Here is a 14,892-nt window from a genome sequence, read left to right as displayed (position 1 = left end):
GCGGTCTCCCCCAGCTCATTCCGGGGTGAGCTCGTCCAGGGGCAGCCGGTACCAACGCTCGGCGGTGATCAGGTGCAGCACCGGGCCGCGGCCTATCGCCCTCACCTGCGGTGGGAGCGGGGCTCCGCCGGGCAGCACCAGCCGGTACTCACCGACGACTCGCATCGCCTGGTCCGCCAGCTCACCCACAACGAGGCGGTCCTGCTGCGGTCCGTACCCGCCGAGCAGTCCGACCCGGTTTCCGCTGACCGCCAGGGCCTTCGCCCCGGAGATGTGATTGCGCCAGCCGGCGACCGAGTCCTGGCGGATCTGCACGATTGGGTAGTCGGTGTAGTAGCAGGTCCACACCGATTCGTCGGTGACGTTGAGTGCGTAGCAGTCGCTGATGGCGCCCCACTGGTTGTCTACGTGGGACGGGAATCGCCACGTCGGCTCGAGCTGCGGTGAGAAGCGCACCAGGCCGCTGCTGCCCATCGGCGGCGCCGAGCTCGAATCGCCCCAGCCGTAGTTGCCGTAGACGCCTTCGTCGAAGTAGCCCACCCATACCTCTCCGGAGGTGGTGGTGAAGACGTGTTCGATGCCGTCACCGAGGGTCGCCTGCGCCTCGATGCGTCCGTCGCTGCCGTAGATCACGGCGTTGCGGTCCGGGCCGTCCTTGCGCCACCGGCAGCGGGCTCCGACCACCAGTATCCGCCCCTCGGGCAGGGGCTGGAGCGAAGGGTGGGCAAGCGTCATCCCGGGCAACTCGGTGACGTCGAGGATGTCGCCTGCCTGCCTGGTCACTCGGGCGGTCACGGGTCGGGCCGCCGTCGGGTCGGGGAACGTGGCCCAGCCGGGTTGGGTGGTGACCGACCGCAGCGCCGCTTCGTCCTCGGATGTCGACCACAGCGCTACCAGCTCACCGGCAGGCCCGATGGAGGCCGAGACGAGCGCGTCACGCGGGTCAGCCGGCAGGACCGGCGAACCCTCGCCGAGCTTCCACGTCGGCAGCGCCCGGCTCGTCTGCTTCCTCTTGCGCCATCGGTCCTTCCAGCTCGTCATCCCGGTACCTCATCACCTCACCACACCGCTGCGCCAGCCGATTCGATCTGCGGCAGACGCCCCACGGCGGCGGCACCGAGACGCGCTCGCCGCCACGCAAGCGTTCCGTGGCTTCCAGTTGGCCGAACGACATGAAGACCTACAACGAGGAGCATCACCATGTTCGATGACCCTGCCGACGAGTTCGGCGAGTACGCCCACGAGGAGATCCTGCAGGGCCTCGTCCGGAGCCTGCTGACCAGCGCCGACCTGGATCAGCTCTGCGACGAGGCTGACCTGCCCCAGCTCACCCACGACGACGGCACCCCGGTGACCGTCACCTCCGCCCGCGTCTACCGCGACGCCGGCGTCATGACCCTCGACCGCGGCGTGTGGCTGGAGCTGTCCGACGGCAGCGTCTTCGGCCTGACCGTGAGCATCGCCCGACGCCCCCGCGACGAGGTCACCCTCCGCCGCGGGTAGGCCCCGCACCGGGTCGACTTGATCGATCCGAGATTGGGTGCGTTCCTTGTCGTCGCACACCGCCGGTGGCGGCGACACCACCACCCTGGCAGCCCTTCCCGGGCTGCCCTTTGAGCACCTCACGGAGTTACTGCCGGCCCCTGCCCCGGGGGCTGTCGCAGTACCTGCTCGTCTCCGCCGCGCGGACACCGCACCAACTCGCCCGCGCACCCGGAGACGGGTGCGCGGGCTCCTATGACAGGAGGACCCACATGGGCTCTGCAACCCCACCCGACCCGAGCGACCCCACCTCGCCGCCAGTCGACGGTCGCCGGCCCGGCTACCTCTACCGGCAGGTCGCCGCTCACCTGGCCGCGCACCCCGATCAGGTGTTCAAGGTCGGGGAACTCCCCACGGCGATCGCCGCCCGGTCCACCGGGGCGGTGTTCGAGGCGTTGAAGAAGATGGCGGCGGGCGGATACGCCACCCACACCACCGGCCCGCACCGCTTCCAGATCACCCAGGCCGGAATCGACGCCGCCGGGACGTTGCCACCGCCCGCCCAGCGTACACCCCGTCAAGGACGTCGCGGGGCGGGTCGGCGGCAGCCGGTCACGCGCCCCAACGGGGACCTGTATTTCCCGCGCAAGCTCGCGGGGGCGACCGATGTGGACGTTCTGCGCCGGCTACGCGAAAAGCGCATACCGGTGCTGCTCTACGGCCCGCCCGGCACCGGCAAGACCGCCCTCGTCGAGGCCGCCTTCCCCGACCTGCTCACCGTCGCCGGAACCGGCGACACCGTCGTGGAGGACTTCCTCGGCAACTTCATCCCCCTGCCCGACGGCGGCTTCGAGTTCGTCTACGGGCCCCTCGTCACCGCGATGCGGGATGGGCGGGCGTTGCTGGTCGACGACGCGACCCTCATCCCGCCGAAGGTCCTCGCCGTGCTCTACCCCGCGATGGACGGACGGCGGGTCATCACCATCCCCGGCTACCGCAACGAACGCGTCGACGCCGCCGACGGCTTCTACGTCATCGCCGGCCACAACCCCGGCGTGCACGGCGCGATCCTCACCGAAGCACTCGCCTCCCGGTTCGACGTGCACATCGAGGTCACCACCGACTGGGACCTCGCCCGCCACCTCGGCGTCCCCTCCCCCGCCGTGGCCGCCGCCGTCGCCCTCAACGCCGATCTGGCCGCCGGGCGGGTCAGCTGGGCGCCGCAGCTACGGGAGCTGCTCGGCTTCGCCCGCGTCCGCAAGACCCTCGGCCTGCCCGCCGCGGCCGCCAATCTCGCCGGCCGCGCACCTGAGGAGGACCGGGAGCAGGTTCTCGCCGCGCTGCGGCAGCACTTCGGCACTGAGATCACCCCGCTGACCCTCGGCAAGCAGCGCTAAACCCTGGAAGGAGTACTGATGCCTCAGCCACATCACCTGCAGCCCGGCCCGACCCCGGCCGCTGGCGGCGACCCGGCTTGGCAGGAGTGGAGCGACGCCTGGACACGGCACATCCCGGTGCTGACCGGCCGCACCGACCTGACCGTCACCGTCGCCCCCGGCGCCGGCGGCGGCGCACCCGCCTGCTTCTACCCCGCGGCCGGCCGCATCGAAGTCGACGCCACGCACATCGGCGCCCCCGACGTCGCCAACCCCCGCCGCGCCGGCCACACACGCCTCGTCCCGACCGCCTACGGGCTGCTCGTTCACGAAGCCGCCCACGCCGTTCACAGCCAATGGAGCACCCCGCCCGGCACTCCACCCGTCGTCGCCGCCGTCGCCGAGCTGCTCGAGGAGTCCCGCATCGAGAACCGGCACCGCGCCCGCCGGCGAGGTGACCGACGGTGGCTGCGCCACACCGTCACCACCCTGGTCAGCCCCGCCGACGCACCCGTCGACGACGCATGGCACGCAGGCCAGCTCGCCGGGCTGCTCCTGGCCCGGGTCGACGCCCGCATCATCACTGCCAAAGACATCAAAGGTGTCCGCGCCGCCGTCACCAGCATCCTCGGCCGCAGAAGGCTGCTGCAGCTGCGCGACGTCTGGCGCCAAGCCCACACCACCGACGACACCGACGCCGACGCGATGATCGGCCTGGCGTGGCGGTGGTGCCAGATTCTCGGCATCGACCCCCGCCACCAACCCGACACCCCCACCGTCGACGCGGGCGTGTTCGCCGGTGTGCTCGCCCAGGCACTGGCGGACTACCTCGCTTACACCGCGGGCCTCACCGGCGCGCAGTATCGGGCGCAGCAGCTGACCGCCCGGTTCTCCGCGCCCACCACCTGGTCGCTGCGGGACCCCACCGACGCCGAACGCGCCGCCGCCCGCACCCTCGCCGCCCGGCTCCGGCGAGCCCGCACCCATCAGCCCGAACCCGACACCAGGCCCAGCGTCACCCCGCCGGGAAGGCTGCGCACCCGCCACGCCATCACCGCCCGCGCGCAGATCGCCGCCGGAACCGTGCCGACGGCTACCCCGTGGCGGCGCCGCGCCCAGGTGCCGCCGCCGAAGCCGACGCTGCACCTCGGGGTCATCGTCGACGCTTCGTTCTCCATGCATCCCTGGGCGGCGCCGATGTCCTCGGCCGGGTGGATCCTCGCCCACGCCGCCCGCACCAATCAGGCGGTCACCGCCACCATCGCCTTCGGCAGCGACGTCACCCTGCTCGTCCCACCTCGCCAGCACCCTCAGCAGGTCCTCGAGCTGCGGGCGGACGGCGGCAGCGCGGCGTTCACGGACGCGGTGAAACTCGCCGACGAGCTGCTGCAGCTGCGCCAGCCTGGCCGGCTGCGGATGCTCACCGTCGTCTCCGACGGCGACCTGCCCGACATCGCACCCGCCCAGCGGCTGATCACCACCCTGCACCGGGCCGGCTGTGCGGTGCTGTGGCTGCGCCCCGCCGATCTGCCCGGGCACACCTTCACCGACACCACCACCCTCACCGTGGCCGACCCTGTGCAGGCCATCGGGCACATCGCCGACGCCGCGGTCACCGCCCTCGAGCGCGCCTGACACTTTCCGGCGGCCCCACACCGGACGGGCCGAACCGCGCCGCCCACAGGCCCGCGGGCGCCGCCACACCTCACCGGCTGGCCAGCAGGCCCGCGGATCCCGTCCCGCACCTCCATCGCCGTTGCCGGATGCCGGCGCGACATTCGCGCACCCCCGGAACGGCCGATCGACCCTGCCCGACTTCATCTCACCAATGACAGGAGACATCATGACCGACTTCAACCGGCTGCCGGTCGGCTCACCCGCCGACCTACTCACCGCAGTGCCGTACCTGCTGGGCTTCCACCCCACCGACAGTTTCCTCACCGTCGGCGTCGCCGGCGCCCGAGTCGTCGTCGCAGGCCGCGCCGACCTTCCCGAACCCTCCCGCGTCGCCGCCTGGATCTCGGGCATGGCCCGGTCGCAGATCCGGCTGCTGCGCCACGCCGACGCCACCCGCGTCATCGTGATCGGCTACGGGCCAGCCACCGCCGTCACCCCGGTCATGGACGCCATGACCCCACGCCTCACCGCCGCAGGCCTCGATGTCCTCGACGCCCTGCGGGTCACCGACGGCCGCTACTTCTCCTATCTCTGCCAGGATCCCGCCTGCTGCCCCACCGACGGGGTGCCCTTCGACCCCCACCGCAGCGATGTCACGATGCACGCCATCGTCGCCGGCTGCCGAGCCCTGCCCGATCGGGCGGCGCTCGTCGCCAGCATTGCCCCCACCAGCGGGGCCGCCCGCGTCGCCGTCACCCGCGCCACCGTCGCGGCCCGCACCCGCCGCCGCGCGCTGCTCGCCCAGGCCGGACACGACGGCCTCATCCGCGCCGGCGTCGACGCGGTAACCGTCGCGCTCGCCCGCTACCGCGACGAGCAGGTCCTCCACGACGACGAGCTGGCCTGGCTGACCGTCCTGCTAACCGACCCGGTGATCCGCGACGCCGCCTGGCAGGCCAGCGACGACCGGCACGTGCCCATGTGGACCGACATCACCCGCCGGGCTCACCCGCCCCTCGCGGCGGCGCCGGCCACTCTGCTCGCCTTCACGGCTTGGCGATGCGGCGATGGGGCCCTGGCGTCCGTCGCCGTGGACCGTGCTCTCGCCGCCGACCCCGACTACAGCCTCGCGCACGTGATCGACCAAGCGCTACGCGCCGGGCTCCCCCCGTCCGTGCTGGATGGCTGGCCACACATCGGGCAGCCTCCGTTGTGAGCCGCAGGAGAAACGACCGATACCGCCCTTCCTCGACCTGGATCTTCGCCGCGAGGCCCGGGCGCACCCACGACATTCGGCCTCGGGGCCCTGGCCGACCTGGGCTTCCTCGGCCTCGACAAGGACTGCAACGACCAAGTCGTCGTCGCCGGCTACAAGGCAGCGGTCGAGGCCGCCCGCGCCAGTCGACCATTTCCATAAACTATGAATATAAAATTGCTATGCTTCGAGCATGAGCCGTCAAGACGCCGCTCCTGGCGCGTCCGCCGCCATCGGGGCAGCCCTCTACGGCCTGGCCACCAGGGCCGCGAGACGCCTGCCCCGGGACATGAGCCTGACGTCCGCCGCCACCCTGGCCACGCTGGACCGGACCGGCCCGCGGCGCATCACCGATCTGGCCGCAGTCGAGGGCGTCACCCAGCCCGCGATGACCGCCCTGGTCCGGGTGATGGAGGAGTCCGGCCTGGTCGAGCGGCGGGGCGACGCGTCCGACAAGCGGGTCACGCTGGTGTGCCTGACCGAGGCCGGCGCCTCCTATGTCCGGACGCGGCGCCAGGCGGGTGTCCACGCGTTCGAGCGGTTGATCGGCGAGCTCACCGGCGACGAGGTCGAGGCGCTGGTGGCGGCCCTTCCGGCGCTGAAGCATCTGGCCGAGCTCGAAAGCCAGGACCGCGAAGGGCCGAAGCCGTGACCGGGCAGCCGGTCGGCGGGTCGCGGTGAAGGCGTTGCCGGTGGCGCGGTCCGAGGCGCGGCTGCTGGTCCCCGCCCTGATGTTCATCGCTCTGGTCGTGGCGGCGGTCGCCAGCCTCGGGACGCCGCTCATCACCAGCGTGGCGACCTCGTTCCACGTCTCGCTCGGCAGCGCGCAGTGGACGCTGACCGTCGCGCTGCTCAGCGGCGCCGTCGCCACGCCGGTCCTGGGCCGGCTCGGAGCCGGTCCGCACCGGCGGGCCACGATCCTCGCCACGCTGGCGGTCGTCGTCGCCGGCAGCGCGCTCACCGTGCTGCCGCTGCCGTTCGCGTGGCTGCTGGCCGGCAGGGCGGCCCAGGGCGTCGGGCTCGGGCTGACGGCGCTGATGATGGGCGTGGCCCGGGACCACCTCCCCGAGGAGCGCAGCGCGGCCGTGATCGCCCTGATCTCGGTGGTCTCGATCATCGGGGCCGGCGTCGGCTACCCGCTGGCCGCACTGCTCGCCGAGCTCGGCGGGGTACGGGCCGCCTACGGCCTCGGCCTGGTCGTCACCGCCGCCGCCCTCCTGACCGCGTGGCGCTCCATGCCCGAAGCCCCCGAAGGCCGCTCCGCCCACGTGGACGTGGCAGGCGCGGTTGTCCTGGCCGCTGCGCTGCTCCTGGTGCTGTTCCTCTCCGGCGAACGGAATCTGTGGAGCCGGCACCTCGCCGTGGCGGCGGGCCTCGCCGTCGTTGCGGTGGTGCTGCTCTGCGTATGGGCCGTCATCGAGCTGCGCAGCACGACGCCCCTGGTCGATGTGCGGGCGGTGCGGCACCCGGCGGTCGCCGGGGCGAACCTCGCCATGCTCGTCGGCGGGATCGGCATGTACCTCCTGCTCACGCTCATCACCCGGTACGCGCAGACGCCGCACGGCGTCGGCTACGGCTTCGGGCTGACGACCTTCGTCGCCGGGCTGGTCCTCATCCCGTTCTCGGTGCTGGGGTTCGTCGCCGGCAAGCTCACGCCGCGGGCCCGGACGCGGATCGCCGACCCCCTGCTCCTGGCCGGCAGCGCCGTCGTGGTCGGCGGCGGGTTCGCCCTGTTCGCGGCGGCCCGGTCGGACGTGGCCGAACTGTTCGCGGCGATGGGCGTGCTCGGCTTCGGCGTCGGCGGCTTCTCGGCCGCGATGCCCGGCGTCATCCTGGCCGTCACCCCCAAGAGCGAGACGTCGAGCGCCATGAGCTTCAACTACGTCGTCCGCAGCGTCGGGTACTCCCTGGGCAGCGCCATCGGCGGCCTGATCCTCGCCGCGGGCACCGGCCCCGGCCACCTCTTCCCCGACGACAGCGCTTACACCACCGCGGCGCTGGTCGGCATCGGCGCCATGGCGATCACGACGCTGACAAGCCTCGCTCTCGCCCGCCGACGCTTGTCCGAGACCAACCCGTAAGTCAGATGCACTCATCCCAACACTGGAGGTTCCATGCCCAAGGGCTACTGGGTCAGCGTCTACCGCACCATTTCAGACCCGGAGAAGCTGGCTGCCTACAACAAGCTGGCCGGTCCGGCCGTCAAGGCCGGGGGCGGTCGGACCCTCGTCCGTGGCGGTCGGGTCGTGGCGCATGACGCCGGAATCGCCGAGCGCACCGTCCTGGTCGAGTTCGACAGCTTCGAGCAGGCCGTCGCGGCGCACGAGAGTGCGGCCTACCAGGAAGCGCTGGTCGCCCTCTCCGACGGCGTCGAGCGCGACTTCCGCATCGTCGAAGGCATCGACTGACCGAAGTCCAGGTGACCTCGTTCGCCGAGCACCAAGACGGCATCACCTGCCCCAGCGCGCTGGTGTGGGTCCACGACCACGGCGTCTACCTGATGTCCAGCGGCCTGCCGCGCCGGGAGGATCCGAACCGACCCGGCAGCAGCCCGGTCGTCTACGCCCACGGTTGGTACCCCGCACCGACGGCCACCGCCGCGACCCGGATCTCGGCGGCGACGACCTCGCCAGCACCCTGCGCCTCACCGACCAGCCCACCCCGCTGATCAACCACCCTGCGCACCGCCGCAGCCGCCGGCTACCCGTGGCTGCACCTGACCCTGCGCTCCGACACCTACAAGGTCCGGGTCACCCGGATCCGCCACCAGTCCTGACATCAACCCACGGTCCCGCCGCCCGCCAGGGCGGCGGGACCGTCTCCGTTCTCGAGGAGCAATCTGCGATGACCACACCCGAGCCGACGACGTCACCACCGACCCTGGAATCCGTCCTGCTCGACGCCTGGAACATGTTCCACCCGGACCAACCCGCCCCACTGGGATGGCTCACCCACACCACCGCCCAGATCCACGCTCACCTGCACCACCAACACACCCCGCCGCAGGCCCAGCCGCCCGCCGCCGGCACGTACGCACTGGCCCACTTCCGTCGCGAGGTGTGGCGATCCCTGCGGGAGGCCGCCAGTACTCACGACATCGACGCCGACGCTGCAGAGCGGGTGCTGAGCGTGCTGGACCTGCCGGCACTGCCCCGCCGCTGGCAGGTCCGCCTCACCTTGTCCGTCCTTGTCGAGGTCACCGCCACCGGCCGCGAGGAGGCCTTCGACGCCGCCGAAGCAGCCGTCGAAACCGCCCTCACCGCCGCGGAGGTGGGAGCGCGGTTCGAGTGGGACGGCAGCGAGCGCGACGGCGCCGACCCCGGCGATGTGGACCCGACCACCGACGAACCGGCCGAGCTGGGGTGAGCGCGAGATCTTGTCGTTGCGGTCAACCCCGCCTGGCCGGTGCGGAGGTCATTGTCGGCACAAGCAGGGCTGCTCCCGAGCTCCCCCAGGGCCACATCGGGCAGGTCATCGGCGACGCCCGAGCCCGGGCGATCCTCCGCGCCATGCACGCGTATCCCGACCGGGTCCGAATTCGATGTCGTCGGTCGGCGGCTTGTCGTCCATCTCCGCCATCGCGAACTCGATGCGCTCGGCGCGGATCCGTGCATCGCGTCGTTCGCGTCGTTCCGCGATCTCGTCGCTCGGCTGACGTGGGCGCCCGTGCCCGTTGCGGCTCATAGCGAGTGAGAGTCGCATCCCGGGGATAGTTCTTCAAGAGCCAACGGCTCGAGACGCCTCGCCGCCCAGGGCGCCGGGCCCGGAGCCCAGTGGACCAGGGTCCGGTTCCACGTTGTTCGGCTACCCTGATGCCCGCCAGCCATTCGCCCCTCCGGCTATGGCCGGTCCACCGCACCACGGGGGTCGGCGCGAATCGAGGCAGCTCCGGATAGGTCTTGAGCGGCGCGCGAAGAAGCGCGCGACGCGACCGGGGCGAGGGTGTCTCATGAGGTCACCGAACGGCGCGCTTACCGGATCGGACGGCGAGCTGGATCCCCGGGTGTCCGCTCCGGCCCGCAAGGGGCACCCGGGGATCCGCGCGGATCAGACGGCGGTCCGGCGCAGGCCGGTGATTTGGAGGGCGGCGAATCCGGCGACCACCACCGTCTGCGCGATCACGAGCGCGACGCCGAGGGTGGTCAACGGGAACCAGCCCGCGACGAGCAGCTCGACGCTCGCCGCGACCCAGGCGATGTTGACGGCGATCACGACTGCCACGGAGGTTCGGCTCACCGTCGGCCTCGACGCGAGGACGAGCAGGGCGGCCGCGAAGGCGACCAGGAAGGCGCCGACGGGGTAGAGAAGACCCGCGGGAAGGCCGAACAGCCGGCCGAAGATCGCCGCGGCGACGAGGTAGACGACGCCGTTGGCGCCTGAGCCGATCGCGTCCTGCTTGAGGGCGAAGCGGAGCAGCTTGGCGTCGTCGGCGGTCCGGACGGTGCTGGCGATGGTGGCCATCTGGAAGTCCCTTCGTGGTGCTGACGTGCGTCTGATCACGAAGCTACGGAGCGGGCGGCCATGCCGAATCCGTCATCGTGACGGTAGGTTGCCAGTCGTGCTGCACGGGCGGGCCGAGGAACAGGCGCAGATCGACCGGCTGGTGGACGGTGCCCGGGAAGGTCGCAGCGGCGCCCTGGTTCTCCGGGGTCCGGCGGGGATCGGCAAGTCGGTGCTGCTGGATTACGCCGCGCTGCGGGCGACCGGCATGCGGGTGGTGCGCGGTGTCGGCATCGAATCCGAGGCGGCGTTGCCGTTCGCCGCACTGCACCTGCTCCTGCGGACCGGGCTCGACCGGATCCACGCGCTGCCCGACGCGCAGGCGAGGGCGCTCGGCGCCGCCTTGGGGCTGCGCGACGCGCCACCGGAGAGCCGGTTCCTGGTGGGCCTGGCCACCCTCAGCCTCCTGTCCGAGCTGGCCGGGGACGGCGGGCTGCTCTGCCTCGTGGACGACGTGCAATGGTGCGACGAGGCGTCCGTCGACGCCCTGGTGTTCGCGGCGCGCCGGCTCGGGGCCGAGGGTGTCGCCATGATCTTCGCCGCCCGTCCGGACCTCCTGGTCACCGGCCTTCCCGAACGCCGTCTCGCCGGGCTCGACGACGCGGCGGCCGCGGCCCTGCTCCCCGCCGATCTTCCGCCGCAGGTCCGGGAGCGCCTCGTCCAGGAGTCGGCAGGCAACCCGCTGGCGCTCATCGAGCTGCCAGCCGCGCTGACACCCGAACAGCGGGCTGGGCGGTTGTCGCAGGTGGGCGCGATGCCGGTGGCGGAGCGGATCCAGGAGGCCTTCCTCGCGCAGATGGCCGCGCTGCCCGAGGCCGCGCGCACCGCGCTCCTGGTCGCGGCGGCGGAAGGCTCCGGCGAACTCGCGACGCTGGTCGCCGCCGGCGCTCCGCTCGACGGTCTGGAAGCCGCCGAGCGGAGCCGGCTGATCGGGATCACCGGGACGGCTGTCGGTTTCCGTCATCCCCTTATCCGGGCGGCCGCGTACCAGAGCGCGTCGGTGAGCCGACGCCTCGCCGTGCACCGGGCGCTGGCCGACGCCTTGAGCAGCTCGACCTCGCCCGACGCCGCCGACCGGCGCATCTGGCACTTGGCCGCCGCCGCGCTCGGTCCCGATGAGGTGGTCGCGCGGCAGCTGGAGGAGGCGGCGGGTCGGGCCCGTACCCGAGGCGGCCACGCCGCGGTGGCAGCCGCCTACCAGCGGGCCGCCGAGCTCACCGTCGATCCGGTACGCCGATCCGCTCGGCTGGCCGCGGCTGCGCTGGCCGCGAGCGACGCCGGTCTGACCGACCGCGCCGCCGCGCTCGCCGCAAGCGCCACGCCCGACGTGGACGATCCGGCGATGATCGTGGCGTTGACCCAGGTCCGCGCCCACCGCGAGGTCGAGCTGGGCACCCCGCTGGCCGCCGGCCGGATTATCCTCGACGCCGCCCCCCGGGTGGCGGCGCGCGACCCCGAGCAGGCGACCTGGCTGCTGGTGGAAGCGGTCCGCTGCGCCTGGTTCGCCGGCGACGCGCCGCTGGCCGGACAGGCGGCGACGGCGCTGCACGAGCTGCCGGCGACCGGTTCGCCGCTGGTCTGCCAGGCGGTCGGGCTGGCCCGGCTTCTGGCCGGCGACCTCGCGGGTGGGCTGCCGCTCACCGGCGGCGCGCTGGGCCCGTCCGAGCTTGCCGGGCTGGGCGTTCCGGGGCTGACCTTCGCCGCCGGCGCCGCCCTCGCGACGGGCCGCGCGGCCCTCTGCGCGGAACTCACCGGGCGGGTCGTGGCGGACTGCCGCAGGAGCGGGATGATCGGCTGGCTGGCGTTCGCCCTTCAGGACCAGGGGTTCGCGCAGGGGCTACAGGGCCGTTACGGGGAGGCGAGGGCGACCCTCGACGCGGGGCTGCGGCTGGCGACCGACCTGGGTCACGAGCACCGGGTCATCCACCTCACCTGCTGCCTCGCCTGGGTGCTCGCTCATCAGGAGGACGTGGCGGGGTGCCGCGCGAGGGCCGAGGACGGCGTCCGGCGGGCCGACGACCGCGGGCTGGTCCTCGCGGCGACCCTCGGACGCTGGGCGCTCGGCCGGCTCGAACTCGGCCAGGGAAACGCGGACGCCGCTCTCGAGCAGTTGGAACGCATCCCGCCGACCGGGTTCGGGGCGCTCGCCGCCGCCGATCTCGTCGAGGCGGCGGTCCGCAGTGGCCGGCCGGAGCGGGCCGGCGACCCGCTCGAGCGCTACCTGACCTGGGCGCGGCATGTCCGTCAACCAGCCTCGGACGCGGTCGCCCTGCGCTGCCGGGCCCTGGTGGAGCAGGACGAGGCGCACTTCGTTGCCGCCGTCCGCGCTCACGACGGCGACGACCAGCCGTACGAGCAGGCCAGGACGCGGCTCGCCTACGGCGAGTGGCTGCGACGGGCCCGGAGGCGGGCGGATGCCCGCACGCAGCTCCGCGCCGCCCTGGAGGTATTCGACCGGCTTGGCGCGCAGTCGTGGGCCCGGCGGGCCCGCACCGAGCTGCGCGCGACCGGGGACGTTCCAGCCGCGCCGCGCCGGGCTGGCGACCCGCTCAGCGTGCTCACCGCGCAGGAACGCGAGGTCGTGCGGCTGGCAGCCGCCGGCGCCTCCAACCGCGACATCGCCGCCCAACTCTTCCTCAGCCCACGGACCGTGGGCTACCACCTCTATAAGGCGTTCCCCAAGCTGGGCATCACGTCGCGGGCTCAGCTGGCGACGCTGGTCGCGGTCGCGGCCGTCGAGCGACGACGGCCGCCCGCGGGAACGGGCGGCGTCCGGGCCGACGTTCCTGGCGAGCGATACGGGGTTTGAACCAGTGACCTCTTCCGTGTCAAGGAAGTCCGCTCCCACTGCGCCAATCGCCCGTGGTGCCCGCCGACCCGGCAGGGCCGGGCCAGGCGGTCGCGAGCGGACGACGGGATTCGAACCCGCGACCCTCACTTGGCAAGGTGATGCGCTACCAGCCGCGCTGCGTCCGCGTGCCGCCGAAGCGTTCCGGCGACTCCCGCGCCCCGCCTGCGGTGGTCGATGCTGTACCAGGCCGCGGGCGGTGCCGCTCGGAGTGGCCACGTCGGCGACCGCCATCGTGCCGGCCCTCACCAGCCGCCACCACCACACCGCCTCGCTGTGGGCAAAGGGTGGGCTGTGTATTACCAGCCAAACGGCTACGCCGCGGAACTGACCGCCAGCATCGGCTCCTTCGTCGACCTGCACCGCTGCCTCGACGCCACCGAGCACCTGATCAAACGCCGCAGTCCCCAACGACGGCACCCAGGCCAGCCTGGGTCCCGCCGACGCGGTCCGAGGCCTGGTCGTCGCTCGGCTCCACACACCCGGTCGCCCATTTTGTACACGCGGCGCCTGCCGCTTCGCCCACACACACCACCGCCCACAGGCACGACGGCGCCGAGCTGAACAGAGCCGCGCCTGTGCGCCGCACTACGACCACTGCCTCGGCGACTACCAGCACGACAACCCCGCCGCACTCGACTGCTTCCTCAACCACCGAGGCGACTAACCAACGGCACCGAAGGCCTCGCCATCGGGGACACGACTTGATCTATGCGGAAAGTCGAGCGTCACTGCATCCAACCGCCGCCCCTGGCGAACCCAATAGCGACACCCCACACCGCTGGCCGGGGGCGGCGGATCCACGAGCCAAACTCGTCGAAGGAGGCAACAAGCCGTGCAGCTGCCGCACCGCCACGCCGTGCCGGACGCCGTGAACGACATCCTGCTGTGGCTGCTCGCCACCGACGTCGCCGCTGCCCACCAAGCCGAGCCCGGCCAGCCGGACCGCTGCGCCAACCTGCGCTGCGCCGGCCACCGATACCCGTGCCCGCCGGCACGCGACGCCCACCGCGCCTGCCAGGCTGCGACCCGCCCTGCCCCGCCCACCCTCGGCCGGGCGCGGGTAGTCGTGCCTACCGCCCGGTTCGCCGGATGGTTCCGGCCCGCGCGCCTGCAGCCGACAGCCTCGCCGCGCGCCGCCTGACCGACAGCGGAACAGCCGACTCGGCCCGACGCTGCGGGTGCGCGAGCACCGGCCACGGCTGACGTACCAGCTACCCGCAGCCAGACCCAGCCGGCCTGTACCTCACGCACGGCCAGCCCTGACCATCTCGCCGCATCGCGCAGTCCGCGGCAACGGGAATTCCGGTCCGTCGCGGCCGATCTCTCTCCCCCCGCTTCAACACCTCAACTTCATTTCGCTCCGCAACGGGCGGCGGTTCGCCGGCGGCACCGCTGCGGACATGCGAAAGGAACCGTCATGGAACCCGTTCTGGAACCCGACGCCGAGTGCGACGGCGACGCTGAATTCAGCGTCGGCGACGCGGTCCTCGGCAAGTCACGCCTGTTGGCACGGCAGTGCGACACCTGCATCTTCGCCCCCGGCAACCGGATGCACCTCGCCCCTGGCCGGCTGCACAACCTCGTTACCGAAGCCCGCCAGCGCGAAGCGTTCATCGTCTGCCATCAGACACTGCCGCACTACGGTCAGCCAGAGGTCAAGCCGGCAATCTGTCGGGGCTTCGCAGACCGCTACCGCACCCAATCGCTGCAACTGATCGAACGGCTCTTCGGCTTTGTCGAGGTCGACCCATCACAATCAGCCGGGGCCAAACCCGCGGCAGGGAGTTGACCGCCGTTGAACTACGAGACCC

The 14,892-nt window shown here is 72.5% G+C and carries 15 protein-coding genes and 1 tRNA gene; 12 read left to right on the top strand and 4 right to left on the bottom strand.

Going from position 1 to position 14,892, the window contains the following annotated elements:
• Positions 1–15: 15 nt before the first annotated feature.
• Positions 16–1,041: a hypothetical protein gene (locus GA0070214_RS11150; protein WP_091261886.1), complete on the bottom strand. Its 1,026-nt coding sequence runs from the start codon at positions 1,039–1,041 to the stop codon at positions 16–18.
• A 159-nt stretch (positions 1,042–1,200) separates the two neighbouring features.
• On the opposite strand from GA0070214_RS11150, the gene GA0070214_RS11145 reads away from it, so the two are divergent.
• The 9 genes from GA0070214_RS11145 (at position 1,201) to GA0070214_RS11105 (ending at position 9,096) form a co-directional block, all read left to right on the top strand.
• A complete protein-coding gene (locus tag GA0070214_RS11145; protein ID WP_091261885.1) occupies positions 1,201–1,503 on the top strand; it encodes a hypothetical protein in 303 nt (100 codons plus the stop codon).
• Positions 1,504–1,754: 251 nt separating this feature from the next.
• On the top strand, positions 1,755–2,879 hold the full coding sequence (locus tag GA0070214_RS11140) for an AAA family ATPase (protein WP_091261884.1): 1,125 nt from the start codon (positions 1,755–1,757) through the stop codon (positions 2,877–2,879).
• 18 nt (positions 2,880–2,897) lie between these two features.
• The gene (locus GA0070214_RS11135; protein ID WP_091261883.1) at positions 2,898–4,493 is read left to right on the top strand and encodes a vWA domain-containing protein; all 1,596 of its coding nucleotides are present in this window, start codon (positions 2,898–2,900) and stop codon (positions 4,491–4,493) included.
• Between the two features lie 208 nt (positions 4,494–4,701).
• Positions 4,702–5,691: a DUF4192 domain-containing protein gene (locus tag GA0070214_RS11130; protein ID WP_377463087.1), complete on the top strand. Its 990-nt coding sequence runs from the start codon at positions 4,702–4,704 to the stop codon at positions 5,689–5,691.
• A gap of 232 nt (positions 5,692–5,923) precedes the next feature.
• Entirely contained in the window at positions 5,924–6,382 is a 459-nt protein-coding gene (locus GA0070214_RS11125) for a MarR family winged helix-turn-helix transcriptional regulator (protein ID WP_244167662.1), read from the top strand.
• Between the two features lie 40 nt (positions 6,383–6,422).
• Positions 6,423–7,811 (top strand): MFS transporter, encoded by a 1,389-nt coding sequence (locus GA0070214_RS11120; RefSeq protein ID WP_208602714.1) that lies wholly within the window; start codon positions 6,423–6,425, stop codon positions 7,809–7,811.
• A gap of 33 nt (positions 7,812–7,844) precedes the next feature.
• Positions 7,845–8,138: a DUF1330 domain-containing protein gene (locus tag GA0070214_RS11115; protein ID WP_091261879.1), complete on the top strand. Its 294-nt coding sequence runs from the start codon at positions 7,845–7,847 to the stop codon at positions 8,136–8,138.
• Positions 8,139–8,149: 11 nt separating this feature from the next.
• Positions 8,150–8,398, top strand: coding sequence for a hypothetical protein (locus GA0070214_RS11110; protein WP_091261878.1), 249 nt, complete (start codon positions 8,150–8,152; stop codon positions 8,396–8,398).
• A gap of 176 nt (positions 8,399–8,574) precedes the next feature.
• Complete coding sequence (locus GA0070214_RS11105; protein WP_091261877.1) at positions 8,575–9,096, top strand: hypothetical protein; 522 nt, start codon at positions 8,575–8,577, stop codon at positions 9,094–9,096.
• 105 nt (positions 9,097–9,201) lie between these two features.
• Here GA0070214_RS11105 and GA0070214_RS31430 read toward each other — a convergent pair whose 3' ends face one another.
• Together GA0070214_RS31430 and GA0070214_RS11100 are read right to left on the bottom strand one after the other, a co-directional pair.
• Positions 9,202–9,414, bottom strand: coding sequence for a hypothetical protein (locus GA0070214_RS31430; RefSeq protein WP_139141820.1), 213 nt, complete (start codon positions 9,412–9,414; stop codon positions 9,202–9,204).
• Positions 9,415–9,777: 363 nt separating this feature from the next.
• A complete protein-coding gene (locus tag GA0070214_RS11100; RefSeq protein WP_091261876.1) occupies positions 9,778–10,191 on the bottom strand; it encodes a hypothetical protein in 414 nt (137 codons plus the stop codon).
• 97 nt (positions 10,192–10,288) lie between these two features.
• Between GA0070214_RS11100 and GA0070214_RS11095 the strand changes: the two genes are divergently transcribed.
• Positions 10,289–13,039, top strand: coding sequence for a helix-turn-helix transcriptional regulator (locus GA0070214_RS11095; RefSeq protein WP_244167661.1), 2,751 nt, complete (start codon positions 10,289–10,291; stop codon positions 13,037–13,039).
• 95 nt (positions 13,040–13,134) lie between these two features.
• Here GA0070214_RS11095 and GA0070214_RS11085 read toward each other — a convergent pair.
• A tRNA-OTHER gene (locus GA0070214_RS11085) sits at positions 13,135–13,206 on the bottom strand.
• A gap of 707 nt (positions 13,207–13,913) precedes the next feature.
• On the opposite strand from GA0070214_RS11085, the gene GA0070214_RS11080 reads away from it, so the two are divergent.
• Positions 13,914–14,222 (top strand): hypothetical protein, encoded by a 309-nt coding sequence (locus GA0070214_RS11080; RefSeq protein ID WP_091261874.1) that lies wholly within the window; start codon positions 13,914–13,916, stop codon positions 14,220–14,222.
• Between the two features lie 276 nt (positions 14,223–14,498).
• On the top strand, positions 14,499–14,870 hold the full coding sequence (locus GA0070214_RS11075; RefSeq protein ID WP_091261873.1) for a hypothetical protein: 372 nt from the start codon (positions 14,499–14,501) through the stop codon (positions 14,868–14,870).
• Positions 14,871–14,892: the final 22 nt, after the last annotated feature.

The organism is Micromonospora chaiyaphumensis (assembly GCF_900091435.1).
GTDB classification, from domain to species: Bacteria; Actinomycetota; Actinomycetes; order Mycobacteriales; family Micromonosporaceae; genus Micromonospora; species Micromonospora chaiyaphumensis.
Note: the sequence above shows the minus strand (reverse complement) of the source record. Positions and strands in the feature narration are given on the sequence as shown.